This is a genomic window from Cupriavidus sp. IDO, from assembly GCF_000812465.1.
Taxonomy (GTDB): Bacteria; Pseudomonadota; Gammaproteobacteria; order Burkholderiales; family Burkholderiaceae; genus Cupriavidus.
This window is the reverse complement of the sequence record NZ_JWMA01000122.1, coordinates 1-24,254: the sequence shown is the minus strand read 5'-3', so window position 1 is coordinate 24,254 and position 24,254 is coordinate 1. Positions and strand designations below refer to the sequence as shown.

The following is a 24,254-nucleotide window of genomic DNA, read 5'->3' as shown; positions in this document are numbered from 1 at the left end:
CCATCCCCATCCCGGAACCCAGAGCACGCGCCATGATTCCCATCGATTCACGCATTGACCCGTCTTCCGAAGCCTTCGCCAGCCAGCGCGCCGGCATGCAGGCCCTGATCGACCGCCTGCATGGCCTGGAGCAGCGTGCCGTGGCCGCCTCCGAGCGCGCCCGGCCCGCCTTTGCCAGGCGCGGGGCGTTGCTGCCGCGCGAGCGCATCGGCCGCCTGCTGGACGCCGGCGCGCCGTTCCTGCCAATCGCCTCGCTCGCCGGCTTCGGCATGGATGACCCGAACCACGAGACTTCCGTTCCTGGCGGCTCGCTGGTCGCGGGCATCGGCTTTGTCTGCGGCGTGCGCTGCATGGTGCTGGCCACCGATTCCGGCATCGATGCCGGCGCCATGACCGAGGCCGGCAACATGAAGCTGATGCGCTGCCAGGAGATCGCGCTGGAAAACCGGCTGCCGTTCATCCACCTGGTGGAATCGGCCGGCGCCAACCTGCGCAAGTACCGCGTGGACAAGTTCGTCCGCGGCGGCGCGCTCTTCTACAACCTGGCGCGCCTGTCGGCGGCCGGCCTGCCGGTGATCACGGTTGTGCATGGCTCGTCGACGGCGGGCGGCGCCTACATGCCGGGCCTGTCCGATTACGTGGTGATGGTGCGCCAGCGTGCCCGCGCCTTCCTGGCCGGCCCGCCGCTGCTCAAGGCCGCCACCGGCGAAATCGCCACCGACGAGGAACTGGGCGGTGCCGACCTGCACGCCACGGTCAGCGGCCTGGCCGAATACCTCGCCGAGGACGACGAACACGCCATTGCCACCGCGCGCGATATCGTCGCCAGCCTGGACTGGCCGAAGGTCGCGCCGCCGCCGGCCCGGCCGGCCCGCCCGCCGCGCCTGGATGCTGCGGAACTCGACGGCGTGATGACGCTCGACATGAAGCGTCCCGTCGATATGCGCGAGGTCATCGCGCGCATCGTGGATGACTCGGCCTGGCTGCCATTCAAGCCTGACTACGGCCCCGGCACCGTGTGCGGCCATGCGCGCATCGAAGGCAATACGGTCGGATTCATCACCAACAACGGCCCCATCGATCCTGCGGGCGCCGCCAAGGCCGCGCAGTTCATCCAGCTGTGCAACCAGTCGGACACGCCGATCGTGTTCCTGCAGAATACCACGGGCTTTATCGTGGGCCGAGCGTCCGAAGAGGCCGGCATGATCAAGCACGGTTCCAAGATGATCCAGGCGTTGTCGAACTCGACCGTGCCGCAGATCACGCTGTATTGCGGCGCTTCGTTCGGCGCCGGCAACTTCGGCATGTGCGGACGGGGCTTCCGCCCGCGTTTCTGCTTCTCGTGGCCCAATGCGCGCACCGCCGTGATGGGCGGCGAGCAGGCCGCGATGACGCTGGAGATCGTGGCGCGCCAGCAGGCCGAACGCAAGGGCAAGCCGGTCGACGAGGCGCAGCTTGCCAGCCAGACCGCGGAGATCGTCGCCAACTTCGAACGCCAGGCCAGCGCCTTCATCACCAGCGGCCTGCTGCTGGACGACGGCGTGATCGACCCGCGTGACACCCGCGCCGTGCTGGCCTTCGTGCTGGCCACCGCGCGCGAGGCCAGCCAGTGCAAGCCGCATGCCATCCAGTTTGGCGTCGGGCGCTTCTGAGCGCTGCCGGCGCCGTCCGTACATACCGAAACGAACAAGAATTTCAGGAGACCAGCATGTTGTACACCGAAGACCACCGCAACATCATGGACAGCATCCGCCGCTTCGTCTCGGCGGAAATCGATCCCTTCGTCGATGAATGGGAAGCCGCCGAGATCTTCCCCGCGCACGCGCTGTTCAAGAAAATGGGCAACCTCGGCTTCCTGGGCATCACCAAGCCGGTCGAATACGGCGGCATGGGGCTCGATTTCTCCTACGCAGTTGCCGCTGCCGAGGCGCTCGGCTATGCGCACGCGCAGGGCGTGGGCATGGGCGTGGGCGTGCAGACCGACATGGCCACCCCGGCGCTGACCGCATTCGGCTCGGACGAACTCAAGCGCAACTACCTGGCCCCGGCCATCGCCGGCGACATGGTTTGCTCGATCGGCGTATCGGAAGCCGGCGCCGGCTCCGACGTGGCCTCGCTCAAGACCCGCGCTGTGCGCGATGGCGACGACTACGTCATCAGCGGCTCCAAGATGTGGATCACCAACGGCACCCAGTCCGACTGGATCTGCCTGCTGTGCAACACCTCGGACGGCCCCGTGCACAAGAACAAGTCGCTGATCGTGGTGCCGCTCAAGGAAGACGGCAAGCGCGTGCGCGGCGTCGAAGTGCAGAAGATCAGGAAGTTCGGCATGTGGTGCTCCGACACCGCGCAGATCTTCTTCGACGAAGTGCGCGTGCCGGTGCGCAACCGTATCGGCGAGGAAGGCATGGGCTTTATCTACCAGATGAAGCAGTTCCAGGAAGAGCGCCTGAACGGCGCGGCGCGGCGGCTGGCCTGCAACGCGCTGATCGAAGAGACTGCCGACTACCTGCGCCAGCGCATCGCCTTCGGCAAGCCGCTGCTGGACAACCAGTTCATCCAGTTCAAGCTGGCCGAGCTGAAGACCGAGATGGAAGCGCTGCGCGCGCTGGTCTACATGGCGACGCGGACCTACATCAACGGCGGCGATGTGGTCGAGCTGGCGTCGATGGCCAAGCTCAAGGCGGGCCGACTGTCGCGCGAGGTGGCCGACTGGTGCATGCAGTTCCAGGGCGGCATGGGCTACACGTGGGACAACCACGCGTCGCGCGCGTACCGCGACTTCCGCCTCGGTTCGATCGGCGGCGGTGCCGACGAAGTCATGCTCGGCGTGATCGCCAAGCAGATGGGCCTGATGTCGCGCGGCTGAGGGAGCGGGCTTGCCATGACCGAGAGCGCTCATACCGAAGCCGTGATCGTGCGCCGCGCCAGCGGCGTGCTGTTCGCCACCCTCAATATTCCCGCCACCCGCAACGCGCTGGCGCCCGAAGTCGTGGCTGCACTGGCCGCCGCGGTGGGACAGGCCGAATCTGATCCCGGCATCCGCGCGCTGGTGCTGCGCGGTGCCGGCGGCATCTTCTGCGCGGGCGGCAACGTGGGCAACTTCCAGGCCCGGCTCGATGCCGACGCCAGCCAGGAAGACCCGGTCGCCACGCGCAACCGCCAGTTCGGCTATTTCATGCAGCGCCTGAGCATGCTGCCGGTGCCCGTGATAGCCGCTGTCGAGGGCGCGGCGATGGGCGGCGGCATGGGCCTGGCCTGCGCGGCCGACATCGTGCTGGCCACGCGCGACGCGCGCTTTGCGCTGTCGGAAACCACGCTGGGCATTATCGCCGCGCAGATCGCACCGTTCGTGGTGCAGCGCCTCGGCGCGGTTGCCACGCGCCGCCTTGGCCTGACCGGCGAGCGGGTCAGCGGTGACGCGGCGATGGCCATCGGCCTGGTCGACCAGCTTGCGGATGACAGCGCCGAGCTGGACGCCCTGATCGCCGAGTGGCTGACGCGCATCGGCAAGTGCGGCCCGAACGCCAACCGCGTGTTCAAGACGCTGGTTGGCCGCTGCGGGCAGGAGCCGGTCGGCCCGCTACTCGACGAAGCCTCGCGCCTGTTCGCGCAATGCATGCGCCGCGAGGGCGCAGAAGGCGTGGCCGCGTTCCGCGAGAAGCGCGATTCGGCATGGACCGTCCGTTTCGATGCCGACGCCGTGCGTGCCGCGCAGTCGGCCGGGTGATCGTTCCGTCGGCCAATTCCAAGAGATTCACAGGATTTCCTATGTCCGCTACCAGCCGACCCTTCAACACGTTGCTCGTTGCCAACCGCGGCGAAATCGCCGTACGCATCATGCGCACCGCGCGCCGCCTCGGGCTGGCCACCGTGGCCGTCTATTCCGAGGCCGATCGCCACAGCCCGCACGTGGCCTTTGCCGACCGTGCGGTTTGCATCGGTGCCGCCGCGCCGCGCGAGTCGTACCTGAACGTTCCCGCCATCATCGAGGCGGCGCGCGCCAGCGGCGCCGATGCGGTCCATCCGGGCTACGGCTTCCTGGCGGAAAACGCTGCCTTTGCCGAAGCCATTGCAGCTGCGGGCCTGGTCTTCGTCGGCCCGGCCGCCGCAGCGATCCACGCCATGGGCAACAAGGCCGAAGCCAAGCGCCTGATGCTGGCTGCCGACATGCCCTGCGTGCCCGGCTACCAGGGCGCCGCGCAGGACGACGCGACGCTGCTGGCCGAGTCGAAGTCCATCGGCTTCCCGCTGATGGTCAAGGCGGCGGCGGGCGGAGGCGGGCGGGGCATGCGCCTGGTGCGCGAAGCCGCCGCGCTGCCTGCGGCGCTGTCCGGCGCGCGGTCGGAAGCGGCCGCCGCATTTGGCTCTGACGAACTGATCCTCGAGCGCGCCGTGATCGCCCCGCGCCACGTCGAGATCCAGGTCTTTGCCGATACGCACGGCAACGTGATCCACCTCGGCGAGCGCGACTGCTCGGTGCAGCGCCGCCACCAGAAGGTCATCGAAGAAGCGCCGTCGCCCGCCGTCGGCCCCGCGCTGCGCGCACGCATGGGCGAGGCTGCGGTGCGTGCCGCGAAATCCATCGGCTACGTCGGCGCCGGCACCATGGAGTTCCTGCTCGACGGCGACGGCAACTTCTACTTCATGGAGATGAACACCCGGCTGCAGGTCGAACACGCGGTGACCGAGGCCATCACCGGCTTCGACCTCGTCGAATGGCAACTGCGCGTGGCAGCGGGCGAGCCGCTCGCGGTGACGCAGGATGAGGTCCACCTGAATGGCCACGCGATCGAAGTGCGCCTGACCGCCGAGGATGTGCCCGCCGGCTTCCTGCCGCAGGGCGGTCCGCTGCTGCGCTGGCGTCCGCCTGCCGCCGGCCGCGACGTGCGCGTGGACCACGCGCTGGAGGAGGGCGGCGCGATTCCTACCCACTATGACTCGATGGTCGCCAAGCTGGTCGCGCATGGCGCCGACCGCGAAGCGGCGCGCCGCAAGCTGCTGCGCGCCGTCGAAGACTGTGTGCTGCTGGGCGTGCCGACCAACCAGGGCTTCCTGGCGGCCTGCCTCGCACACGCGGCATTTACCGGCAACGATGTGCATACAGGTTTTGTCGATATCCATATGCAGGCGGCGTTGCAGGCCGCAGTGCCGCCGCGGCATGTGACGGCCTGCGCGGTACTGGCCGCGTCGGGCCTGCTCGGCAGCAACGGCAATCCGGAAGCGCTGGCGCGTGCCGCATCCAGCGTCGTGCTGAACGCGGCCGGCCAGACGTGGGATACCACCTTGCAACCGGCCGCCGAAGGCTGGCGCGTCAGCCTGCGCCCGCGTGGCGAAGACAGCCAGCCCGTGGCCTGCACGCTGCGCGTGCTGCGCGCCGATGCCGCCAACGGCACGGCGCTGGTCGAATGCGACGGCGTGGCGCATCCGCTGGTGTTTGCCGCCGACAAGCACGCCCTGCACCTGTTCCAGTCCGGCCGCGCCTGGCAGTTCGCGCTGCACGATCCGCGCCGCCGCCGCGATGCGGGCGATGCCGACGGCGTGCTGCAGGCGCCGCTGACGGCCCGCATCGTCGCTGTCAACGTGACCGAAGGCGAACGCGTGGAAGCCGGCCAGCCGCTGGTCGTGCTGGAGGCCATGAAGATGGAGCACACCATCGCCGCGCCGTTTGCGGGCGTGGTGGCGCAGCTGCCGGCGCGCGCCGGCGGACAGGCCAGCGCCGGTTCGCTGCTGGCGCGCGTGGAGGCCGATGCGGCCGTGAAGGAAGAGGCATGAGCGAATCCGTGAAAGCTGCAAAGACCGTGCGCATCGGCGGCGCGTCTGGTTTCTGGGGCGATTCCGCCATCGCTACGCCGCAGCTGCTGGCGGTGCCCGGCCTGCAATACCTCGTCTACGACTACCTGGCCGAAACCACCATGTCGATCCTGGCGCGCGCCCGCGCCAAGGAGCCGGCGCAAGGCTACGCCACGGATTTCGTGCTTGCCGCGATGGGGCCGAACCTGGCGGAGATCCTGCGGCGGGGCATTCGCGTCGTCGCCAACGCCGGCGGCCTGAACCCGCAGGCGTGCCGCGACGCGCTGCTGAAGGTGGCCGCGCAACAGGGGCTGTCGCCACGCATCGCCGTGGTCAGCGGCGACGACGTGCGGCCGCATTTCGCGCAGTGGTGCGCGGACGGGCTGACCGATCTTGGCGGCGATCCGGTGCCGACCACCGAACCCTGGTCGGCCAACGCCTACATCGGTGCGCAAGGCATTGCGCGCGCACTGGCACTGGGCGCAGATATCGTCATTGCCGGCCGCTGCGTGGACAGCGCCGTGGTGGTGGGCGCGCTGGCCCATGAATTCGGCTGGGACTGGACCGACTGGGACCGGCTGGCGGCCGGCACCCTGGCCGGCCATGTGATCGAGTGCGGCGCGCAGGCCACCGGCGGCCTGTTCACCGACTGGGAGCGCGTGGCGGACTGGGACTGCATCGGCTACCCGGTCATCGACTGCGCGCACGATGGCAGCTTTGTACTGAGCAAGCCGGAGGGGGCCGGCGGCTTGATCGATCCCGCCGCTGTCGCGGAACAGGTGCTGTACGAAGTCGGCGATCCCGCCAATTACCTGATGCCGGACGTAACCAGCGACTTCCGCATGGTCCGTACCGAGCTGCTGGCACCGGGCCGCGTACGCGTGCACGGCGCGCGAGGCCGGGCGCCCGGCACGCACTACAAGGGCAATGCGACCTGGCAGGACGGCTACCAGATCAGCCTGATGATGGCGATCCGCGGCATCGACGCCCCCGCCAAGGCGCGGCGCACCGCAGACGCGCTGCTGGCCCGCACACGCGCCATGCTGGCCGAGCGCCACCTGCCGGACTACACCGAGACCGTGGTCGAGCTGCTCGGCTGCGAATCGCAGTACGGCCCGCATGCGCGCGCATTGCCGACACGCGAAGTGGTGCTGCGCATCGGTGCGCGCCATCCCGTCGCCAGGGGCCTGAGCTTCCTGCAGCGCGAGTGCTCGTCGGCGGGAACGTCGATGGCGGCCGGCACGCGCTCGTCGTTTTCGGGGCGTGTGAATATTCAGCCGGTGGTGAAGGTGTTCTCCTTCCTGGTGCCGAAGGCGGATGTGCCGATGCGCGTGGAATTCGAGGGCGGCGAGATCGTGCTGCCCGTTGCCGCGCTCAGCGCCGAGACGCAGCCGCCAGTCGCCATCGATGCAGTGGCCCTGCCTGCGATCCCGGATGAGCCGCGCGTGGAGCGCCCGCTGGTCACGCTCGCCTATGCCCGCAGCGGCGACAAGGGCGACGACGAGAACATCGGCGTGATCGCCCGCAAGCCGGAGTACCTGGCGCTGCTGCGCGAGCAACTCACGGCCGAAGCCGTGCGCGCGTACTTCGCCCATCTGGTGGAAGGCGAGGTCGAGCGCTTCGACGTGCCCGGCCTGCGCGCGCTGAACTTCCTGATGCATGGCGCGCTGGGCGGCGGTGGCGTGGCGAGCCTGCGTTCGGACCCGCTGGGCAAGAGCTACGCCCAGATGCTGCTGGACTTTCCGCTTTCCGTACCCCGGAGCTGGGCATAGACCCGGACTGGAGACTCAGTGCGCCGACACAGGCGCCCATTCGACAAGGAGGAGACATGACCCGACTCACGCGCACGGCGCGCATCCGACACCTGCTCAGCCTGAGCCTGTTTGCAGGGCTGGCAGGCGCATTGCCTGCGATGGCGCAGGGCGATGCCTATCCCAATCACCCGATCCGCGTTGTCGTGCCCTATACGCCCGGCGGCGTGTCCGACGCCGTGACCCGGCTGGTGATGCAGAAGCTCGCCGAGCGCATCGGCCAGCCGGTGGTGGTGGAGAACCGCCCCGGCGCCAACGGCATGATCGGCTCGGACAACGTGGCCAAGTCCGCGCCCGATGGCTACTCGCTGCTGGTAGTGGTGGCCGCGCACGCCATCAATCCGAGCCTGTATCCGAAGATGAGCTACGACCCGCTCAGGGACCTGACCGGCGTCAGCATGATCGGGCGGATCCCGCTGCTGCTGGTTTCCAGCGCGCAGCTGCCGCCAACCAATGTGAAGGCGCTGGTCAGCTGGGGCAAGGCCAATCCCGCGAAGATGACCTTCGCCTCCAGCGGCAACGGCTCGGGCGCGCACCTGGCGGGCGAGTTGTTCGCGCAATCGGTCGGCATGAAGATGACGCATGTGCCGTACAAGGGTATCTCGCCGGCGCTGCCAGACCTGTTCTCGGGGCAGGTCGCCATCATCTTCGACTCGGTGCAGACCATGATGCCGCAGGTGAAGGCGGGCAAGGTGCGCGCCCTGGCGATTTCCAGCCCGACGCGCTGGCCGGCCGCGCCGGAAGTGCCGACCATGGCCGAGGCCGGTTATCCGGCGGTGACGGCCAGTAGCTGGATCGGGCTGATCGCCCCGGCGAAGACGCCGCCCGCGGTGCTGGCGAAGCTTTCCACCGAGATGGATGCGGTGCTGCGCCAGCCTGAGGTCCGGGCCAGGCTGATCGACTACGGTATCGATCCGGTCGGCGGCAAGCCCGGACAGTTCCAGGCATTCATCAGGGATGAAGCGGTGCGCTGGGGGGCGGTGGTGAAGAAGGGTGGGGTGACGCTGGAGTAAAGGAGGGCGGCGCGGCTGGCCGCGGCAGCCGTCGCACCGATTCGGGCGACGGCTGAAAACCTGCCCGGCTCAGTGCGGCGCCGCCGCCGGAATGTCCGTGCTGCAGCTGGGCGCCGAATCGTCGTGCGTGTGCGGATGCAGTGCGCTCGGCACGTGGCGGCTGGACAGGCCGTTGCCCTGCAGCCATTGGGCGGTCGTGCCGGCCGCGCGGTCGATCAGCTCGCCGCACTTGGTGTAGTCGTAGGGCGAGATATCAAGCGGGCATAGCGGCGGCACCACCGAGATATGCGCCTGGTCCGCGAAATGCTGCAGGTCATGCACGAGCTGGCGGGCCACCAGCAGCGACAGGGCGTTGAACGCATGCTCGAGCGCGCCGCGCGGCGGGCGGCGCTCCGAGCATGTGAACCCCGCGGGCAGCACGATCACGCGGGTGGCGCCCAGCTGGATGGCGGTGGAGACCGGCGTGTTGTTGGCCACCCCGCCGTCGATCAGCGTGCGGCCTTCGAACAGTACGGGCGGAAAGACCCCCGGAATCGCCGCGCTGGCCAGCACGGCGTCAACAATGCTGCCCCTCGAGAGCAGGACTTCATCGCCGGTCTGCATATCGGTGGCCACCACATGGAGCGGCACCGCCGCCGCTTCCAGCCGGGCCTCGCCGAAATTGCGGTTCAGCAACCCGCGCAGCCCGAACGCCTCGACCAGATGGCCGCGGCTGCCGCCCAGCATGCCGAGCACGCTGCGCCACGACCACGGCATGATCTCCGCGCGCCGGATGCCGCGCCACAGCCCCTCGAGCCGGGTAGCGCCTTCCACGCCCGGGTTGCAGGCGAAGTACGCGCCATTGATGGCCCCGGCCGAGGCGCCTATCACGAGGTCCGGGGTGATACCCCAGCTCACCAGTTCACGCAGCATGCCCACCTGGATTGCGCCCAGGCTGCCGCCGCCGGCAAATACGAATGCTGTCTTTTCCATAGTTTGTGGTGCGGTGCGGCAACGCCGCTTGCCTTACGGTAGTCGCGTCCTGAGCAAAGGATAGGCGACATTCGCGCCGGTTGGCAGGTCGGCGTGAGGTCAGGGTTCCGGAAGGGCGGCCGGCCTGGTTTCCTTTGGCACATAATGTGCATCAGGTGCAGGAAAAGCACGCGCGCGATCCGTTCGCGACGCAGGAGACGAGGAGACAATGGGCAGTTCCACCGACAAGTTTTCGGCCACCATGCGCGATGGCCTTGCCAATCTTGCGCGCCGCCTTCGGTTTGCCATGGAGGAGGGCTCCATCTGGCTGGACGAGCAGCGCATGATCCTGCTGCACACCGCCGCCCTGGGCGCCTTGCGCAAGGAGCTGGTCGATACCCTGGGCATGGAGCGGGCGCGCGGCCTGTTCACGCGCATGGGCTTTCATTCCGGCATGCGTGATGCCGAACTGGCCAAGCGGCTGCGGCCCGGCCACAGCGATTTCGGCCTGCTGGAGGTGGGGCCGTGCCTGCACACCATCGAAGGCGTGGTGCGCGTGACCCCGGTACGGGTCAATATCGATATTGCCGCCGGGATCTACGACGGCGAATTCCTGTGGGAAGACTCGTTCGAGGGCGACGTCCACCGGCAGATATTCGGGCAGGTTGACGAGCCGGCCTGCTGGATGCAGATCGGCTACGCGACCGGGTATACCTCGGCGCTGATGGGCCGCACCATCCTGTACCGCGAGGTCGAATGCATCGCCTGCGGCCACAGCCATTGCCGCATTATCGGCAAGCCGATGGAAGAATGGGAAGACGGCGCCGCCGAGCTGGCGCTGTACCAGCCGGATCCGGTGATCGAGACCATCCTGGAGTTGCAAAGCGAGGTCGAACACCTGCGCGCCCTGCAGCGCAGCGAACCCCAGCCGGCCGACCTGGTCGGCGCTTCGGCAGGATTTCGCGCGGCGTGGGGCTTGCTTGAGCGCGCGGCATCGAGCAACGTCACCGTGTTGCTGCTGGGCGAGACCGGCGTCGGCAAGGAGCGCTTTGCGCAGGCCCTGCACGGCATCAGCACGCGTGCGGACAAGCCCTTCGTCGCCGTCAACTGCGCGGCGATTCCCGATGAACTGATCGAATCCGAGCTGTTTGGCGTGGAGAAGGGCGCCTTTACCGGTGCGCACCAGGCCCGCGCCGGGCGCTTCGAGCGCGCCAACGGCGGCACGCTGTTCCTCGACGAACTGGGCGAGCTGTCGGCATCGGCGCAATCGAAGCTGCTGCGCGTGCTGCAGGAAGGCGAGGTCGAACGCGTAGGCGCAACCGAGGCACGCAAGGTGGACGTGCGGCTGGTCGCCGCCACCAACGTCGACCTGGCCGAGGCTGTGCAGCGGGGTACGTTCCGCAAGGACCTGTACTACCGGCTCAACGTTTATCCGGTCACCATTCCGCCTCTGCGCGAGCGGCCCGACGATATCCGGCCGCTGGCGGAGCGGTTCCTGGCGCGCTACGGCGCGCGGCATGGCAAGAAAGTGCTCGGCATCACCGACCGCGCGCTGGCCGACCTGCGCCACTACCAGTGGCCGGGCAATGTGCGCGAGCTGGAGAACGTGATCGAGCGCGGTGTGATTCTTGCCGCCAATGGCGGGCAGATTTCGGCGGAACACCTGTGCTTGCCGCGGAGTACGGCGCTGCCGATGGATACCGCGCCGCGCCTGGAGCCGGGCGGGCGCGTGCCGACGCTGCGTGAGGCGGCTGTGCATGGTTTGCTTGACCATATGGCTGAGCAGCAGCTGGCGCTGGGCGATGTCGAAAACGTGCTGATGGAAGCTGCGATGCAGCGGGCCAACGGGAATATGAGCCAGGCTGCGCGGTTGCTGGGGATTACGCGGCCGCAGCTGGCGTATCGGTGGAAGAATCGGCATGTGCGGGCTGGGGAGGTGTCGTGACCGTGCTTGGGCTCTGGTCCTCTGATGGTTTGCGGGACTGGGTTCTTGGATGCTCTGCTGTTTCGCCGGCGTAGCCGGCGACTCCCTTTTTGACTGCGCCAAAAAGGAAGCAAAAAGCGCCTTCTTGCCCGCCGGGCGGGAGTCTTATCGTAGTGTTCGACGGTTTTTGTACGGGTATTCGCTTCAGGGCATAGCTGGACTGCCTGCCGCGCAGATCGCCAGGGGCAACGCCGGGAACAGGGCTGTCCTCCCGACCTCGTGAGAGCGGAGTGGCACGCAGCTTGAGGCCAGTCAGTATGCCCAGCGACATCGCGCACCACGGTTGTGGTCCAGAACCTCTTGCCGTAGGCACGCCCTTCGATGACCGTGCCACTCCGCTCTCACGAGGTCGGGAGGACGGCCTGTCAATGCCTCGCGCCGCCTCGTTACCACGCGGCAGGCATCGTAGCTATGCCCTGAAGCGAATACCCGTACAAAAACCCGCGCACGCTACGATAAGACTGGCCGTCCGCCGAGGACAGTAACGCGCTCTTTGCCTACTTTCTGTCGCTCGGACAGAAAGTAGGTCGCCGGCTACGCCGGCGAAACGGCCACGCCTCCAAGAACCCAGACCAGCGACCTGCCAGAGCCAATTTGATCATTTGATCCATACCCCCTGCACACCAGCACCAAAGTGCATTCCCCCGCATGCTGCAGCGCATACCAGCACAAGCACCTGTCACCCGAGGGTTTGCCAGTTCTGCCAAACGCATATTGCTGCAATGCGCCAGTCCCCCACCCGACCCGCATCGCTCCCCACAAACGCCCACCCGGCGCGGGTTTTGATCATTTGGTCAAGCCACCTCCAGCGATTCATCAACTGAACAATGGGGTTTGCCCGCAGTCCCGCGGGTAAACGCCCAAAGGCGCCCCCTTAGTTCATCCCGATTTCCTCCGCAAACGCAGACAGCACGGTACCTGGCAGCCGCTGGCACGGTCTTCGCAATATGTCCTTCGCCAACGAAGGAGACCGCCATGCTCACCCAGTCCGTCCCGATGTTCGAAGCCAGCCCCCGCTACGTTCGCGTCGAGGGCCGTACGCCGGAAGGCTTCGTGATGTTTGCGTTCAGCGTCGACGATCCCGAGCTCAACGTGGACCTGATCATGCCCGAGCCGATGTTCGACGCGTTCTGCACCGTCAACCGGGTGCGCTTCCTTGCGCCGCACACCAGCTCGCAGCACGAAGCGCTCTGAGCGCCAGAGATTCCCCGAAAGAAGAGACAGGCGAACACGCCACCAGGAGACAGAGCGATGCAAGTCGACATCAAGACCCAGCAGATCCAGCCGCTGCGCCAGACCTACGGTCACGTAGCGCGCCGCTTCGGCGACAAGCCGGCCACGCGCTACCAGGAGGCGACCTACGACGTGCAGTCGGAGGTCAACTTCCACTACCGGCCGACCTGGGACCCGCAATACGAGCTCTACGACAAGCGCCGCACCGCCATCGTGATGGCGGACTGGTACGCGCTGAAGGATCCGCGCCAGTACTACTACGGCGCTTATGTCACCACGCGCGGCCGCCAGCAGGAAGCCGTGGAGAAAAGCTTTGCCTTCGTCGAGAAGCGCGGCCTGCTGCAGGCGCTTCCGCTGGAGTGGCAGGAGCGCCTGGCCGAAGGGCTGCTGCCGCTGCGCCATGTGGAGTGGGGCGCCAACATGAACAACTTCTATTGCGCGGACTACGGCTGGGGCACGGCGATCACGCAGGCCTGCACCTACTGCGCGATGGACCGGCTCGGCATTGCGCAGTACCTGTCGCGCATCGGCATGGTGATGGACGGCAATACCGGCGTGATGCTGGAGCGTGCACGCGTTGCGTGGCTGGAGAGCGATGCCTGGCAACCGCTGCGCCGCTTTGTCGAGCACAGCTTCGTGATCGAGGACTGGTTCGAAACCTTCGTCACGCAGAACCTCGTGCTCGACGGCCTGCTGTATCCGCTCGTCTACCAGCACGCCGACGCCGCCATTGCGCGCGCCTGCGGCACCGGCCTGGCGGTGCTGACCGAATTCATGAACGACTGGCGCGACGAGCACGTGCGCTGGGTCGACAGCGTGATCCAGACCGCCGCGGCGGAGTCCGGCGCCAACCGGGTGCTGATCTCGGGCTGGGCGCGCGCAGCCCTCGTGGAACTGGCCGAAGCGCTGCCACCGATCGCCGCCGTGCTGATGGGCGAGCAGGGCGCACAAGCCGTGGCGCTGTGCCTGCAGCAGCTCGACGCCCGCCTCGAAAAACTCGGCCTGACTGCCTGAGGAGCCCGCCATGCAAGCCAACGCCGTCTATATCGCCCTGCAGAACAACGACGACACGCGCCCGATCATCGACGCCATCGCCGAAGCCAACCCGCACGCCGTCGTTTCGCAGTTCCCCGCCATGGTCAAGATCGATGCCCCGGGCCGCCTGACCATCGTGCGCGAGCTGGTCGAGCAGAAGCTCGGCCGCGACTGGGACCCGCAGGAGCTGCACCTGAACCTGATCTCGCTGTCGGGAAACATCGACGAGACCGACGAAGCCTTCACGCTGCACTGGAACGCCTGAGCGCGCCGCACACAGAACACCGGAGACATCATGGACGCACGCAAGAAACTGAACCTGCGCGAGAAGTACGCCTCGATGACGCGCGACCTCGGCTGGGAGACCACGTACGAGCCGATGGACAAGGTCTTCCCGTACGACAAGTACGAGGGCATCAAGATCCACGACTGGGACAAGTGGGAAGACCCGTTCCGCATGACCATGGACGCCTACTGGAAATACCAGTCGGAGAAGGAGCGCAAGCTGTACGCGATCATCGATTCCTTCGTGCAGAACAACGGCCACCTAAACGTTTCCGATCCGCGCTACCTGAACGCGCTGCGCCTGTTCCTGACCGGCGTGACGCCGCTCGAATACGCCGCGCACCGCGGCTACGCCCACCTGGGCCGGCATTTCCGCGGCGCCGGCGCGCGCGTGGCGGCGCAGATGCAGTCGATCGACGAGCTGCGCCATGCGCAGACCCAGCTGCACACGCTGTCGGTCTACAACAAGTACTTTCACGGCTTTGGCGAATGGCGCCATATGCATGACCGCGTCTGGTACCTGTCGGTGCCGAAGTCCTACTTCGAGGATGCGATGAGTGCGGGCCCGTTCGAGTTCATCACTGCGATCTCGTTCTCGTTCGAGTATGTGCTGACCAACCTGCTGTTCATGCCGTTCATGTCGGGCGCCGCCTACAACGGCGACATGGCCACGGTCACCTTCGGCTTCTCCGCGCAGTCCGATGAGTCGCGCCACATGACGCTGGGACTGGAGGTGGTCAAGTTCCTGTGCCAGCAGGACCCGGACAATATCCCGATCCTGCAGAAGTGGCTGGACAAGTGGTTCTGGCGCGGCTTCCGCCTGCTCACGCTGGTCGGCATGATGATGGACTACATGCTGCCCAAGCGCGTGATGTCGTGGGCGGAGGCGTGGGAGATGTACTTCGAGCAGGCCGGCGGCGCGCTGTTCAAGGACCTGGAGCGCTACGGGCTGCGCATGCCCAAGTACCACGAGGTCGCGACCAAGACCAAGGACCGCATCACGCACGAGGCCTGGGGCACCTTCTACAACTACGCCGCTGCCGCCGGCTTCCACACCTGGATCCCGAAGGCGGACGAGATGGCGTGGCTGGCGCAGAAATACCCCGACACCTTCGAGCGCTACTACAAGCCGCGGCTCGACCACTGGCATGAACGCCAGCAGGCCGGCGACCGCTTCTACAACGCCACGCTGCCCATGCTGTGCCAGACCTGCCAGATCCCGATGGTCTTCTCCGAAGCTGACGATCCCACGCAGACCTGCTACCGCGAGAGCAGCTACCACGGCATGAAGTTCCACTTCTGCTCCGATGGCTGCAAGGACATCTTCGACGATGAGCCGCAGAAGTACGCGCAGGCCTGGCTGCCGGTGCACCAGATCTACCAGGGCAACTGTGGCGGCGCATCGCTGGGCGACGTGCTCGACTGGTACCGGATCAAGCAGGGCGCCGACAACCTGGATTTCGAGGGATCGCAGGACCAGAAGAACTGGCGCGCCTGGAAGGGCGAGCCCGGCGCGGCGGCCTGATCCGGACGCAAGACCACGACAAGCAAGGAGACCAATCATGTCCGTCGTATCCATCGGCGCCTATGAGTTCACGCCGGCCGACCGCGAAGCCGCATTCCACGGCAATCGCCTGCTCTATGTGGGCTGGGACCAGCACCTGCTGTTCTGCGCGCCGCACTGCTTTCCGTTCCCGCCCGCCATGCGCTTTGGCGACCTGATCGAAAAGGTGCTGCCCGGCGTCTACGGCTATCACCCCGACTTCGGCCGCATTGACTGGTCCCGCGCCGAATGGCTGCGTGGCGGCCAGCCGTGGCAGCCGGACCCGGAGCGCACGCTGGAAGAGAACGGGCTGGGCCACAAGGAAGTGATCCGCTTCCGCACGCCCGGGCTGGACGGTATCGGCGGCAGCGCCAGCTGAGGCACTGCCTGCGAGGAGAGCATCATGTATTCGCTGACCATTGAACCGATCGGCCAGACCATTCCCATCGCGCCCGGGCAGACCGTGCTGGATGCCTGCCTGCGCAGCGGCGTGTGGCTGCCGCACGCGTGTTGCCACGGCCTGTGCGCGACCTGCAAGGTGCAAGTGACCGACGGCGAGTTCGAGCACGGCGAGGCCTCGTACTTCGCGCTGATGGATTTCGAGCGCGACAACGGCCAGTGCCTGGCGTGCTGCGCCACGGCGCAATCCGATCTCGTGATCGAAGCCGACATCGAGGAAGACGCCGACGCGCTGGGCCTGCCGCTGGCGGACTACCGTGCGGAGGTGGTCGAGACCCGGCCGCTCACGCCCACCATCCTCGGCATCTGGTTGCGCGTGAAGGGCGGCAAGCGCACCGCGTTCCAGGCCGGGCAGTACGTCAACCTGCACGTGCCGGGCTGCGACCAGCCGCGCGCGTTCTCGCTGGCCAACGCGCCGGGTGATGACTTGGTCGAGCTGCACGTGCGGCGGGTGCCGGGCGGGCAGGCCACCGGCTACCTGCACGAGCAGCTGGCCGTGGGCGATGAACTGTCGTTCTCCGCGCCTTATGGCCGCTTCTTCGTGCGCAAGTCCGCGCAGGCGCCGATGCTGTTCCTGGCGGGCGGCTCCGGCTTGTCGAGCCCGCGCTCGATGATCCTGGACCTGCTGGCTGCCGGCGATGCGCCGCCCATCACCCTGATCCAGGGCGCCCGCAACCGCGAAGAGCTGTACTACGACGAAGAGTTCCGCGCGCTGGAAGGCCGGCACACCGGCTTCCGCTACGTGCCGGCCTTGTCGGACGAACCCGCCGGCAGCAGCTGGGACGGCGCGCGCGGCTTCGTGCATGACGTGCTGCACGGCCTGTTTGCCACCGATGGCGGCCCGGCCGACTTCCGCGGCCACAAGGCCTACCTGTGCGGCCCGCCGCCGATGATCGAGGCTTGCATCCGCACGCTGATGCAGGGCCGGCTGTTCGAGGCGGACATCCATACCGAGAAGTTCCTGTCGGCCGGCGACGCGCAGAACAGTGCGCGCAGCCCGCTGTTCAAGATCTGAGGAGGCCGCCATGCACAACGTGGAAATTGCCGGCAGCGGTCAGCGTTACCGATGCGCGCCGGAACAGAACCTGCTGCGTGCCATGGAAGTGCTGGGCCAGCGCGGCATCCCGGCCGGCTGCCGCGGCGGCGGCTGCGGCGTGTGCAAGGTCCGCATCGAGGCCGGACGTTATCACGCGGGGAAGATGAGCCGGACCTGCCTGTCCGAAGCGGAGGAGCGCGACGGGCTGGTGCTGGCCTGCAAGACCTATCCGGACAGCGATATCCGGCTGCGCCCCGTCGCGCTGCTGCAGCGCTGCCTGGAAAAGCAGCGGCTGCGCGAGCAGGGCAACCAGGAAGCAAACGAAGCAAACGAAGCATAAGCAAGGAACGTGGCGCACCCACCACCACACCAGGAGACCATCATGGCATTGACAGGCGTATTGCGGCCGGGGCACGTAGCCCTGCGCGTGCTGGAGCTGGAACCGGCGCTCAGACACTACACCGAGGTACTCGGCCTGATCGAGACCGCGCGTGACGAGCAGGGCCGCGTGTTCCTGAAGGCCTGGGACGAGCACGACCACCACAGCGTGGTCCTGCGCGAGGCCGACAGCCCCGGCATGGACTATATGGGCTTTCGCGTGGACAGCGGCCGCACGCTGGAGCGGCTGGCGCAGGAAGTCGGGCAGTCCGGCCTGGCCACCGACTGCCAGTGGATTGCCGCCGGCGAGCATCCGCATACCGGCGTGCGTTTCCGCTTCACCATCCCGACTGGCCATCCTATCGAACTGTTCGCCGACAAGGACAAGCTCGGCTGCAATACCGGCGACATCAATCCCGATCCCTGGCCGGACGACCTGCGCGGCATGGCGCCCAGCCGCTTCGACCACTGCCTGCTGTATGGCGATGACGTCGACGGTACCGTCAAGCTCTTCCGCGACGTGCTGGGCTTCTCGCTGGCCGAACAGGTCGTGGCCGGGCCGAACGGCGAAATGCTGATCGGTGCCTTCCTGACCTGCTCGAACAAGGCACACGACATCGCCTTCATCCGGCATCCGGAAAAGAACCGCTTCCACCATGCCTCGTTCCTGCTGGACAACTGGAGTGAGGTGCTGAAGGCGGCCGACATCATCTCCAAGAAGGATGTGTCGCTCGATATCGGCCCGACCCGCCACGGCATCACGCGCGGCGCCACGATCTACTTCTTCGATCCGTCGGGCAACCGCAACGAGGTGTTCTCCGGTGGCTATATCCACTATCCGGACAAGCCCACCATCACCTGGACGGACAACGAGCTTGGGCGCGCGATTTTCTATCACGACCGGAAGCTGAACGAGGCCTTTTTGAATGTGTTGACCTGAGGTCGACGCCCTTGCTTACGCGCAGTGTTTTCTCCCCTCTCCCCCGGCCCCTCTCCCGCAAGCGGGAGAGGGGAGAGAACCGGCGGTTTGGAGATGCTCAGACACAAGAGAACCAACATGAAAGACTTCAAGAACTTCATCAACGGCGAGTGGGTCGGCACCGGCCGGACCTTCGAGGACCGCAATCCCGTCGACAACAGCCTGATCGGGCACGTGCATGAGGCCGGGCAGGCCGAGGTCGATGCTGCCGTCGCCGCCGCCCGACGCGCCCTGCAAGGCGAATGGGGCCGCATGACCACGGCGCGCCGTGTCGAGCTGCTGCACGCGGTGGCCGACGGCATCAACCGCCGCTTCGACGAATTCCTGCAGGCCGAGATTGCCGATACCGGCAAGCCGCAATCCCTTGCCAGCCACGTCGATATCCCGCGCGGCGCCGCCAACTTCAAGGTCTTCGCCGATCTCATCAAGAACGTGCCGGCCGAGAGCTTCACCATGGACACGCCCGACGGCGGCCAGGCGGTGAACTACGCCGTGCGCGGGCCACGTGGTGTGATCGGCGTGGTGTGCCCGTGGAACCTGCCGCTGCTGCTGATGACGTGGAAGGTCGGCCCGGCGCTGGCCTGCGGCAATACGGTGGTGGTCAAGCCTTCGGAAGAAACACCGGCCACCGCCACGCTGCTGGGCGAGGTGATGAACGAGGCCGGCATCCCGCCAGGCGTCTACAACGTCGTGCACGGCTTCGGCCCGGACTCGGCGGGTGCCTTCCTCACGCAGCACCCGGACGTGGACGGCATCACCTTTACCGGTGAAACCCGTACCGGCGAGGCCATCATGAAGGCGGCTGCCAACGGCGTGCGGCCGGTGTCATTCGAACTCGGCGGCAAGAACGCGGGCATCGTGTTCGCCGATGCGCATTTCGACAAGGCCGTGGCCGGCATTGCGCGCTCGGCATTCGAGAACAGCGGGCAGGTCTGCCTGGGCACGGAGCGCGTCTACGTGCAGCGGCCGATCTTCGAGCGCTTCGTGGCCGCGCTCAAGGCGAAGGCGGAAGGCTTCCGGCTCGGGCGTCCCGGCGACGAGGGCGTCAGCATGGGCCCGCTGGTCTCGCTGGAACACCGCGAGAAGGTACTGTCGTACTACCGCAAGGCGGCAGAGGAGGGGGCGACCGTGGTGACCGGCGGCGGCGTGCCGCAGATGCCGGGCGCACTGGCCGAAGGCGCCTGGGTGCAGCCCACCATCTGGACCGGTCTGCCCGAGAGCGCCGCCGTGATCCGCGAGGAAATCTTCGGCCCGTGCTGCCATATCGCACCGTTCGATACCGAGGAAGAGGTGATTGCGCTCGCCAACGACACGCCGTACGGCCTGGCCGCCACGGTCTGGACCTCGGACCTCGGCACCGCCCACCGCATGGGCCGCGCGCTGGACGTAGGCATCTGCTGGATCAACGCGTGGTTCCTGCGTGACCTGCGCACTGCCTTCGGCGGAGCGAAGCAGTCCGGCATCGGGCGCGAGGGTGGCGTCCACTCGCTGGAGTTCTACACCGAGCTGCGCAATGTCTGCGTCAAGCTGTGAAGGGGCAACCATGATGCATGCAGAACAAATCCAGGAAATCGGCGCGAGCCTGCACCGCGCGCTGGCGGCCCGTCAGCCGCTCGATCCGCTCACGACGCAATGGCCGGCGCTGACCATCGAAGACGCCTACCGCATCCAGCTGGCCATGGTGCAGCACCGGATCGCTGCCGGCGAGCGCGTGGTGGGCAAGAAGATCGGCGTCACCAGCAAGGTGGTGATGGACATGCTCGACGTGCGCCAGCCGGATTTCGGCCACCTGCTGTCCGGCATGGTCTATCCGGATGGCGCGGCGATTGCCGTCGATACGCTGATCGCGCCAAAGGCCGAAGGGGAAATCGCCTTCGTGCTCAAGGAAGATCTGCAGGGCCCCGGCGTCACGAATGCCGACGTACTGCGCGCGACGGCCTGCGTGCTGCCGTGCTTCGAGATCGTCGATTCGCGCATCCGCGACTGGAAGATCCGCATCCAGGACACCGTTGCCGACAACGCCTCTTCCGGCGTGTTCGTGCTGGGCGATGCGGCGGTGGACCCGCGCGATATCGATCTCGGGACCGTCGGCATGACGCTGGAAAAGAATGGCGAAGTGGTCGCCACCGGCGCCGGAGCCGCCGCACTGGGGCATCCCGCCAACGCCGTGGCGTGGCTGGCCAATACGCTGGGCCGCCTCGGCATCGGGCTGAAGAAGGGCGAAGTGATCCTGTCCGGCTCGCTGGCCGCGATGATGCCGGTGCGGGCCGGCGACCACCTGCGCATCAGCCTGGGCGGCATCGGCTCGGCCGGCGTGCGTTTCGTCTGAGTTTCCGATACCTGAGCGAGAACGACATGAACCTTTCCCCCGAAACCATCGCGCAACTGGCCGAGCATCTCGAAAACGCCGAACTGCGGCGAGAAGCCGTGCGCAAGATCACCGACACCCATCCCGAGCTGGACTGGGACGACGCCTACGCCATCCAGGACGCCATCCGCGCGCGCAAGGAGGCGCGCGGAACGCGCATCGCCGGCCTGAAGATGGGCCTGACCTCGTTCGCCAAGATGCGCCAGATGGGCGTGGCCGAGCCGGTCTACGGCTTCCTGACCGATTACGGCTCATGCATGGACGGCGGCGCCATCGACACCGCCGCGCTGATCCATCCCAAGGTCGAGGCCGAAATCGCCTTCGTGCTCAGGCACCCGCTGCGCGGCCCCGGCTGCCATATCGGCGACGTGCTGGCCGCCACTGACTTCGTGGTGCCCGCCGTGGAAGTGATCGACTCGCGCTACGAGAACTTTCGCTTCGACCTCAAGAGCGTAATTGCCGATAACACGTCCTCGGCGCGCTTTGTAGTCGGTGGGCAGTCACGGGCTGCCGAGGGGCTCGACCTCAAGAACCTTGGCGTGGTGCTGGAGAAAAACGGCGAAGTGGTCGCCACCGCAGCCGGCGCCGCCGTGCTGGGCCATCCGGCCAACAGCGTGGCGATGCTCGCCAACATGCTCGGCGCGCGCGGCCGCGAGCTGCCGGCCGGCACTTTCATCATGACCGGCGGGGTGACGGAGGCCATTGCGGTGGAGGCGGGCGACAGCATCACCGTGCGCTACCAGCACCTGGGCACGGTATCGATGCGCTTCGTCTGACGCGGCATACGGGAGAACAGCAATGCCAATCATGCAGGTATTCCTGATGGAAGGACGCACCGACGAACAGAAGGCCCGGCTGATCGCCGCGCTGACGGACGCAGCGGTGGATTCGATCGGCGCGCCGCGCGAGACGGTGCGGGTGATGCTGACCGAAATGCCCAAGGCGCATTTCGGTATCGGCGGCAAGACGGCGCAGGAACTGGGCCGCTGACGGTCCGGGCGACAACAAGGTTGAGGAGAGGCGAGATGAGTGCAGGCAAGCACAAGGTAGCCATCATCGGTTCCGGCAATATCGGCACCGACCTGATGATCAAGATCCTGCGGCATGGCAGGAACCTGGAGATGGGCGCGATGGTGGGCATCGACGCGGCCTCCGACGGGCTGGCGCGCGCGCAGCGGCTGGGCGTGCCGGTCACGGCGCAGGGCATCGAGGGGCTGGTGGCGATGGAGGGCTTCGGCGATATCCGCATCGCCTTCGATGCGACCTCTGCCGGCAGCCACGGCCACCATAACGAGGTGCTGCAGCGGCACGGGGTGCGCGTGATCGACTTGACGCCGGCGGCGATCGGGCCGTTCGTGGTGCCGGTGGTCAACCTGGCGAAGCATCTGGACGCGGCGAACCTGAACATGGTCACGTGCGGCGGGCAGGCCACGATTCCGATGGTCGCTGCCGTATCGCGCGTGGCGAAGGTGCATTACGCGGAAATCGTGGCGTCGATCTCGAGCAAGTCGGCCGGGCCGGGCACGCGCGCCAATATCGATGAGTTCACCGAGACCACCAGCCAGGCCATCTGCTCAGTTGGCGGGGCCACGCGCGGCAAGGCGATCATCGTGCTGAACCCGGCCGAGCCGCCGCTGATCATGCGCGATACGGTGTTCACGCTGTCCGATCCCGCCGATGAGGCTGCCATTGAAGCCAGCATTGCCGAGATGGTGCAGGCCGTGCAGGCCTATGTGCCGGGCTACCGGCTCAAGCAGCGCGTGCAGTTTGAGCGCATTCCCGCATCGGCGCCGCTGAACGTGCCGGGCATCGGCCCGGCCAGCGGCCTGAAGACCACCGTCTTCCTGGAGGTGGAAGGCGCCGCGCACTACCTGCCGGCCTATGCGGGCAATCTCGACATCATGACCAGCGCCGCGCTCGCGTGCGCCGAGCGGCTGGCCGAAGGCCTGCCCGAGCGGCGCCTCGCCGCCTGACCCCCAAGACACCGACGGAGACAAGACGTGGAACAGAAGAAGCTCTATATCTCGGACGTGACGCTGCGCGACGGCAGCCACGCCATCCGCCACCAGTACAGCCTGGACGACGTGCGGCGCATCGCCGCCGCGCTGGATGCGGCGAAGGTGGATTCAATCGAAGTGGCGCATGGCGACGGGCTGTCCGGCTCCAGCTTCAACTACGGTTTTGGCGCCCACACCGACCTGGAATGGATTGCCGCGGTGGCGGAAACGGTCAGCCACGCGAAAGTCGCAACGCTGCTGCTGCCAGGCGTCGGCACGGTCCACGACCTGCGCGCCGCCTATGATGCCGGTGCGCGCGTGGTGCGCGTGGCCACGCATTGCACCGAGGCCGATGTTTCGCGCCAGCATATCGAGTACGCCCGCAAGCTCGGCATGGACACCGTCGGCTTCCTGATGATGAGCCACATGACCAGCCCGGCGGCGCTGGCGCAGCAGGCGAAGCTGATGGAAAGCTACGGCGCACAGACCGTGTACGTGGTCGATTCCGGCGGCGCGCTGACCATGCAGGACGTGCGCGACCGCTTCCGCGCCTTCAAGGACTTGCTCGATCCGGCGACCGGCACCGGCATGCATGCGCACCACAACCTCAGCCTTGGCGTGGCCAATTCCATCGTCGCGGTGGAAGAGGGCTGCGACTGCATCGACGCGAGCCTGGCCGGCATGGGCGCCGGCGCGGGCAATGCACCGCTGGAAGTCTTCATCGCAGCCGCCAGCCGCCTTGGCTGGCATCACGGCTGCGACCTGCGCGTCCTGATGGACGCGGCCGACGATATCGTGCGGCCGATGCAGGACCGCCCGGTGCGTGTCGACCGCGAAACGCTGGCGCTGGGCTACGCCGGCGTGTATTCCAGCTTCCTGCGCCATGCGGAGGCGGCCGCCGCGCGATACGGGCTCGCCACCGTGGAAATCCTGCTGGAGCTGGGCCGGCGCGGCATGGTGGGCGGTCAGGAGGACATGATCGTCGACGTGGCGCTGGACCTGCTGGCGCGGCGTGAAGCGAATGGTGCGGACGCCGGTCAGCGCCGCGCCGCCTGATGCACCAGCGGTTCCGGCATCAGGTAATCGCCGTTCGGCGGGACGTGGCCGAGACGTGCATAGAGCGCAGCGGCATCTTTGTGCGATGCACGGGAGATAGCCTGCAGCTGGGGGTTCGGGAAATTAATTGGTTCTTCGCTGGATCGCGGGATTTGGCTCTTGGATGCGCTGCTGTTTCGCCGGCGTAGCCGGCGACCTCCTTTTTGACGGCGCCAAAAAGGAGGCAAAAAGCGCTTTCTTGCCCGCCGGGCGGGAGTCTTATCGTAGCGTGCCGGCGTTTTTGTACGGGTATTTGCTTCAGGGCATAGCTGGACTGCCTGCCGCGCAGATCGC

The 24,254-nt window shown here is 67.1% G+C and carries 23 protein-coding genes; 21 read left to right on the top strand and 2 right to left on the bottom strand.

The annotated features are described in order from the left end of the window. The first annotated feature begins 32 nt into the window (after positions 1–32). The 6 genes from RM96_RS27725 to RM96_RS27700 are packed head-to-tail and all read left to right on the top strand — an operon-like array spanning position 33 to position 8,617. Positions 33–1,652, top strand: coding sequence for an acyl-CoA carboxylase subunit beta (locus tag RM96_RS27725; protein ID WP_039014947.1), 1,620 nt, complete (start codon positions 33–35; stop codon positions 1,650–1,652). Positions 1,653–1,708: 56 nt separating this feature from the next. Further along, entirely contained in the window at positions 1,709–2,869 is a 1,161-nt protein-coding gene (locus tag RM96_RS27720) for an acyl-CoA dehydrogenase family protein (protein WP_039014946.1), read from the top strand. A gap of 15 nt (positions 2,870–2,884) precedes the next feature. Continuing rightward, a complete protein-coding gene (locus RM96_RS27715; protein ID WP_039014945.1) occupies positions 2,885–3,730 on the top strand; it encodes an enoyl-CoA hydratase/isomerase family protein in 846 nt (281 codons plus the stop codon). Positions 3,731–3,771: 41 nt separating this feature from the next. Then, on the top strand, positions 3,772–5,775 hold the full coding sequence (locus tag RM96_RS27710) for an acetyl/propionyl/methylcrotonyl-CoA carboxylase subunit alpha (protein WP_039014944.1): 2,004 nt from the start codon (positions 3,772–3,774) through the stop codon (positions 5,773–5,775). Further along, positions 5,772–7,565, top strand: a complete 1,794-nt coding sequence (locus RM96_RS27705; RefSeq protein WP_039014943.1) for an acyclic terpene utilization AtuA family protein — start codon at positions 5,772–5,774, stop codon at positions 7,563–7,565. Before RM96_RS27710 ends, RM96_RS27705 begins: the two co-directional genes overlap by 4 nt. A 56-nt stretch (positions 7,566–7,621) precedes the next feature. Then, on the top strand, positions 7,622–8,617 hold the full coding sequence (locus RM96_RS27700) for a tripartite tricarboxylate transporter substrate binding protein (RefSeq protein ID WP_039014942.1): 996 nt from the start codon (positions 7,622–7,624) through the stop codon (positions 8,615–8,617). A 69-nt stretch (positions 8,618–8,686) separates the two neighbouring features. On the opposite strand, the gene RM96_RS27695 is transcribed toward RM96_RS27700, so the two are convergent. Then, positions 8,687–9,589, bottom strand: coding sequence for a patatin-like phospholipase family protein (locus tag RM96_RS27695; RefSeq protein ID WP_039014941.1), 903 nt, complete (start codon positions 9,587–9,589; stop codon positions 8,687–8,689). A gap of 208 nt (positions 9,590–9,797) precedes the next feature. Between RM96_RS27695 and poxR the strand changes: the two genes are divergently transcribed. The 15 genes from poxR (at position 9,798) to dmpG (ending at position 23,921) form a co-directional block, all read left to right on the top strand. Continuing rightward, positions 9,798–11,513: a phenol degradation transcriptional regulator PoxR gene (poxR, locus tag RM96_RS27690; RefSeq protein ID WP_039014940.1), complete on the top strand. Its 1,716-nt coding sequence runs from the start codon at positions 9,798–9,800 to the stop codon at positions 11,511–11,513. Between the two features lie 1,014 nt (positions 11,514–12,527). Then, the gene (locus RM96_RS27685) at positions 12,528–12,746 is read left to right on the top strand and encodes a phenol hydroxylase subunit (RefSeq protein WP_039014939.1); all 219 of its coding nucleotides are present in this window, start codon (positions 12,528–12,530) and stop codon (positions 12,744–12,746) included. A gap of 57 nt (positions 12,747–12,803) precedes the next feature. Next, on the top strand, positions 12,804–13,799 hold the full coding sequence (locus RM96_RS27680; protein WP_039014938.1) for an aromatic/alkene monooxygenase hydroxylase subunit beta: 996 nt from the start codon (positions 12,804–12,806) through the stop codon (positions 13,797–13,799). A gap of 10 nt (positions 13,800–13,809) precedes the next feature. Further along, positions 13,810–14,085, top strand: a complete 276-nt coding sequence (locus RM96_RS27675; protein WP_039014937.1) for an MmoB/DmpM family protein — start codon at positions 13,810–13,812, stop codon at positions 14,083–14,085. 30 nt (positions 14,086–14,115) lie between these two features. After that, entirely contained in the window at positions 14,116–15,630 is a 1,515-nt protein-coding gene (locus RM96_RS27670; RefSeq protein WP_039014936.1) for an aromatic/alkene/methane monooxygenase hydroxylase/oxygenase subunit alpha, read from the top strand. Positions 15,631–15,667: 37 nt separating this feature from the next. Then, complete coding sequence (locus RM96_RS27665) at positions 15,668–16,027, top strand: phenol hydroxylase subunit P4 (RefSeq protein WP_039014935.1); 360 nt, start codon at positions 15,668–15,670, stop codon at positions 16,025–16,027. A gap of 24 nt (positions 16,028–16,051) precedes the next feature. After that, a complete protein-coding gene (locus RM96_RS27660; RefSeq protein ID WP_082016736.1) occupies positions 16,052–17,122 on the top strand; it encodes an NADH:ubiquinone reductase (Na(+)-transporting) subunit F in 1,071 nt (356 codons plus the stop codon). Between the two features lie 10 nt (positions 17,123–17,132). Next, the gene (locus RM96_RS27655) at positions 17,133–17,483 is read left to right on the top strand and encodes a 2Fe-2S iron-sulfur cluster binding domain-containing protein (protein ID WP_039014933.1); all 351 of its coding nucleotides are present in this window, start codon (positions 17,133–17,135) and stop codon (positions 17,481–17,483) included. Positions 17,484–17,525: 42 nt separating this feature from the next. Continuing rightward, complete coding sequence (locus RM96_RS27650; RefSeq protein WP_039014932.1) at positions 17,526–18,461, top strand: catechol 2,3-dioxygenase; 936 nt, start codon at positions 17,526–17,528, stop codon at positions 18,459–18,461. A gap of 117 nt (positions 18,462–18,578) precedes the next feature. Further along, on the top strand, positions 18,579–20,033 hold the full coding sequence (locus RM96_RS27645; RefSeq protein WP_039014931.1) for a 2-hydroxymuconic semialdehyde dehydrogenase: 1,455 nt from the start codon (positions 18,579–18,581) through the stop codon (positions 20,031–20,033). A 13-nt stretch (positions 20,034–20,046) separates the two neighbouring features. Further along, positions 20,047–20,829: a 2-oxopent-4-enoate hydratase gene (gene dmpE / locus RM96_RS27640; RefSeq protein ID WP_039014930.1), complete on the top strand. Its 783-nt coding sequence runs from the start codon at positions 20,047–20,049 to the stop codon at positions 20,827–20,829. 26 nt (positions 20,830–20,855) lie between these two features. Next, a complete protein-coding gene (dmpH, locus tag RM96_RS27635) occupies positions 20,856–21,644 on the top strand; it encodes a 2-oxo-3-hexenedioate decarboxylase (RefSeq protein ID WP_039014929.1) in 789 nt (262 codons plus the stop codon). Between the two features lie 22 nt (positions 21,645–21,666). Continuing rightward, positions 21,667–21,858 carry a 2-hydroxymuconate tautomerase gene (locus tag RM96_RS27630; RefSeq protein ID WP_039014928.1) on the top strand — a complete coding sequence of 64 codons (192 nt, stop codon included), beginning with the start codon at positions 21,667–21,669 and terminating at the stop codon, positions 21,856–21,858. A gap of 35 nt (positions 21,859–21,893) precedes the next feature. Then, the gene (locus RM96_RS27625) at positions 21,894–22,841 is read left to right on the top strand and encodes an acetaldehyde dehydrogenase (acetylating) (protein ID WP_039014927.1); all 948 of its coding nucleotides are present in this window, start codon (positions 21,894–21,896) and stop codon (positions 22,839–22,841) included. A 27-nt stretch (positions 22,842–22,868) separates the two neighbouring features. After that, positions 22,869–23,921, top strand: coding sequence for a 4-hydroxy-2-oxovalerate aldolase (dmpG, locus tag RM96_RS27620; RefSeq protein WP_039014926.1), 1,053 nt, complete (start codon positions 22,869–22,871; stop codon positions 23,919–23,921). On the opposite strand, the gene RM96_RS40280 is transcribed toward dmpG, so the two are convergent. Further along, positions 23,903–24,254 (bottom strand): hypothetical protein (locus tag RM96_RS40280; protein ID WP_238587439.1); only part of this gene is annotated, 352 nt, incomplete at its 5' end. The genes dmpG and RM96_RS40280 overlap by 19 nt on opposite strands.

What these genes read in the sequence shown, in the direction of transcription:
- RM96_RS27725 (WP_039014947.1), top strand. Translation starts at nt 33, where the DNA reads ATGATTCCCATCGATTCACGCATTGACCCGTCTTCCGAAGCCTTCGCC.
- RM96_RS27720 (WP_039014946.1), top strand. Translation starts at nt 1,709, where the DNA reads ATGTTGTACACCGAAGACCACCGCAACATCATGGACAGCATCCGCCGC.
- RM96_RS27715 (WP_039014945.1), top strand. Translation starts at nt 2,885, where the DNA reads ATGACCGAGAGCGCTCATACCGAAGCCGTGATCGTGCGCCGCGCCAGC.
- RM96_RS27710 (WP_039014944.1), top strand. Translation starts at nt 3,772, where the DNA reads ATGTCCGCTACCAGCCGACCCTTCAACACGTTGCTCGTTGCCAACCGC.
- RM96_RS27705 (WP_039014943.1), top strand. Translation starts at nt 5,772, where the DNA reads ATGAGCGAATCCGTGAAAGCTGCAAAGACCGTGCGCATCGGCGGCGCG.
- RM96_RS27700 (WP_039014942.1), top strand. Translation starts at nt 7,622, where the DNA reads ATGACCCGACTCACGCGCACGGCGCGCATCCGACACCTGCTCAGCCTG.
- RM96_RS27695 (WP_039014941.1), bottom strand. Translation starts at nt 9,589, where the DNA reads ATGGAAAAGACAGCATTCGTATTTGCCGGCGGCGGCAGCCTGGGCGCA.
- poxR (WP_039014940.1), top strand. Translation starts at nt 9,798, where the DNA reads ATGGGCAGTTCCACCGACAAGTTTTCGGCCACCATGCGCGATGGCCTT.
- RM96_RS27685 (WP_039014939.1), top strand. Translation starts at nt 12,528, where the DNA reads ATGCTCACCCAGTCCGTCCCGATGTTCGAAGCCAGCCCCCGCTACGTT.
- RM96_RS27680 (WP_039014938.1), top strand. Translation starts at nt 12,804, where the DNA reads ATGCAAGTCGACATCAAGACCCAGCAGATCCAGCCGCTGCGCCAGACC.
- RM96_RS27675 (WP_039014937.1), top strand. Translation starts at nt 13,810, where the DNA reads ATGCAAGCCAACGCCGTCTATATCGCCCTGCAGAACAACGACGACACG.
- RM96_RS27670 (WP_039014936.1), top strand. Translation starts at nt 14,116, where the DNA reads ATGGACGCACGCAAGAAACTGAACCTGCGCGAGAAGTACGCCTCGATG.
- RM96_RS27665 (WP_039014935.1), top strand. Translation starts at nt 15,668, where the DNA reads ATGTCCGTCGTATCCATCGGCGCCTATGAGTTCACGCCGGCCGACCGC.
- RM96_RS27660 (WP_082016736.1), top strand. Translation starts at nt 16,052, where the DNA reads ATGTATTCGCTGACCATTGAACCGATCGGCCAGACCATTCCCATCGCG.
- RM96_RS27655 (WP_039014933.1), top strand. Translation starts at nt 17,133, where the DNA reads ATGCACAACGTGGAAATTGCCGGCAGCGGTCAGCGTTACCGATGCGCG.
- RM96_RS27650 (WP_039014932.1), top strand. Translation starts at nt 17,526, where the DNA reads ATGGCATTGACAGGCGTATTGCGGCCGGGGCACGTAGCCCTGCGCGTG.
- RM96_RS27645 (WP_039014931.1), top strand. Translation starts at nt 18,579, where the DNA reads ATGAAAGACTTCAAGAACTTCATCAACGGCGAGTGGGTCGGCACCGGC.
- dmpE (WP_039014930.1), top strand. Translation starts at nt 20,047, where the DNA reads ATGCATGCAGAACAAATCCAGGAAATCGGCGCGAGCCTGCACCGCGCG.
- dmpH (WP_039014929.1), top strand. Translation starts at nt 20,856, where the DNA reads ATGAACCTTTCCCCCGAAACCATCGCGCAACTGGCCGAGCATCTCGAA.
- RM96_RS27630 (WP_039014928.1), top strand. Translation starts at nt 21,667, where the DNA reads ATGCCAATCATGCAGGTATTCCTGATGGAAGGACGCACCGACGAACAG.
- RM96_RS27625 (WP_039014927.1), top strand. Translation starts at nt 21,894, where the DNA reads ATGAGTGCAGGCAAGCACAAGGTAGCCATCATCGGTTCCGGCAATATC.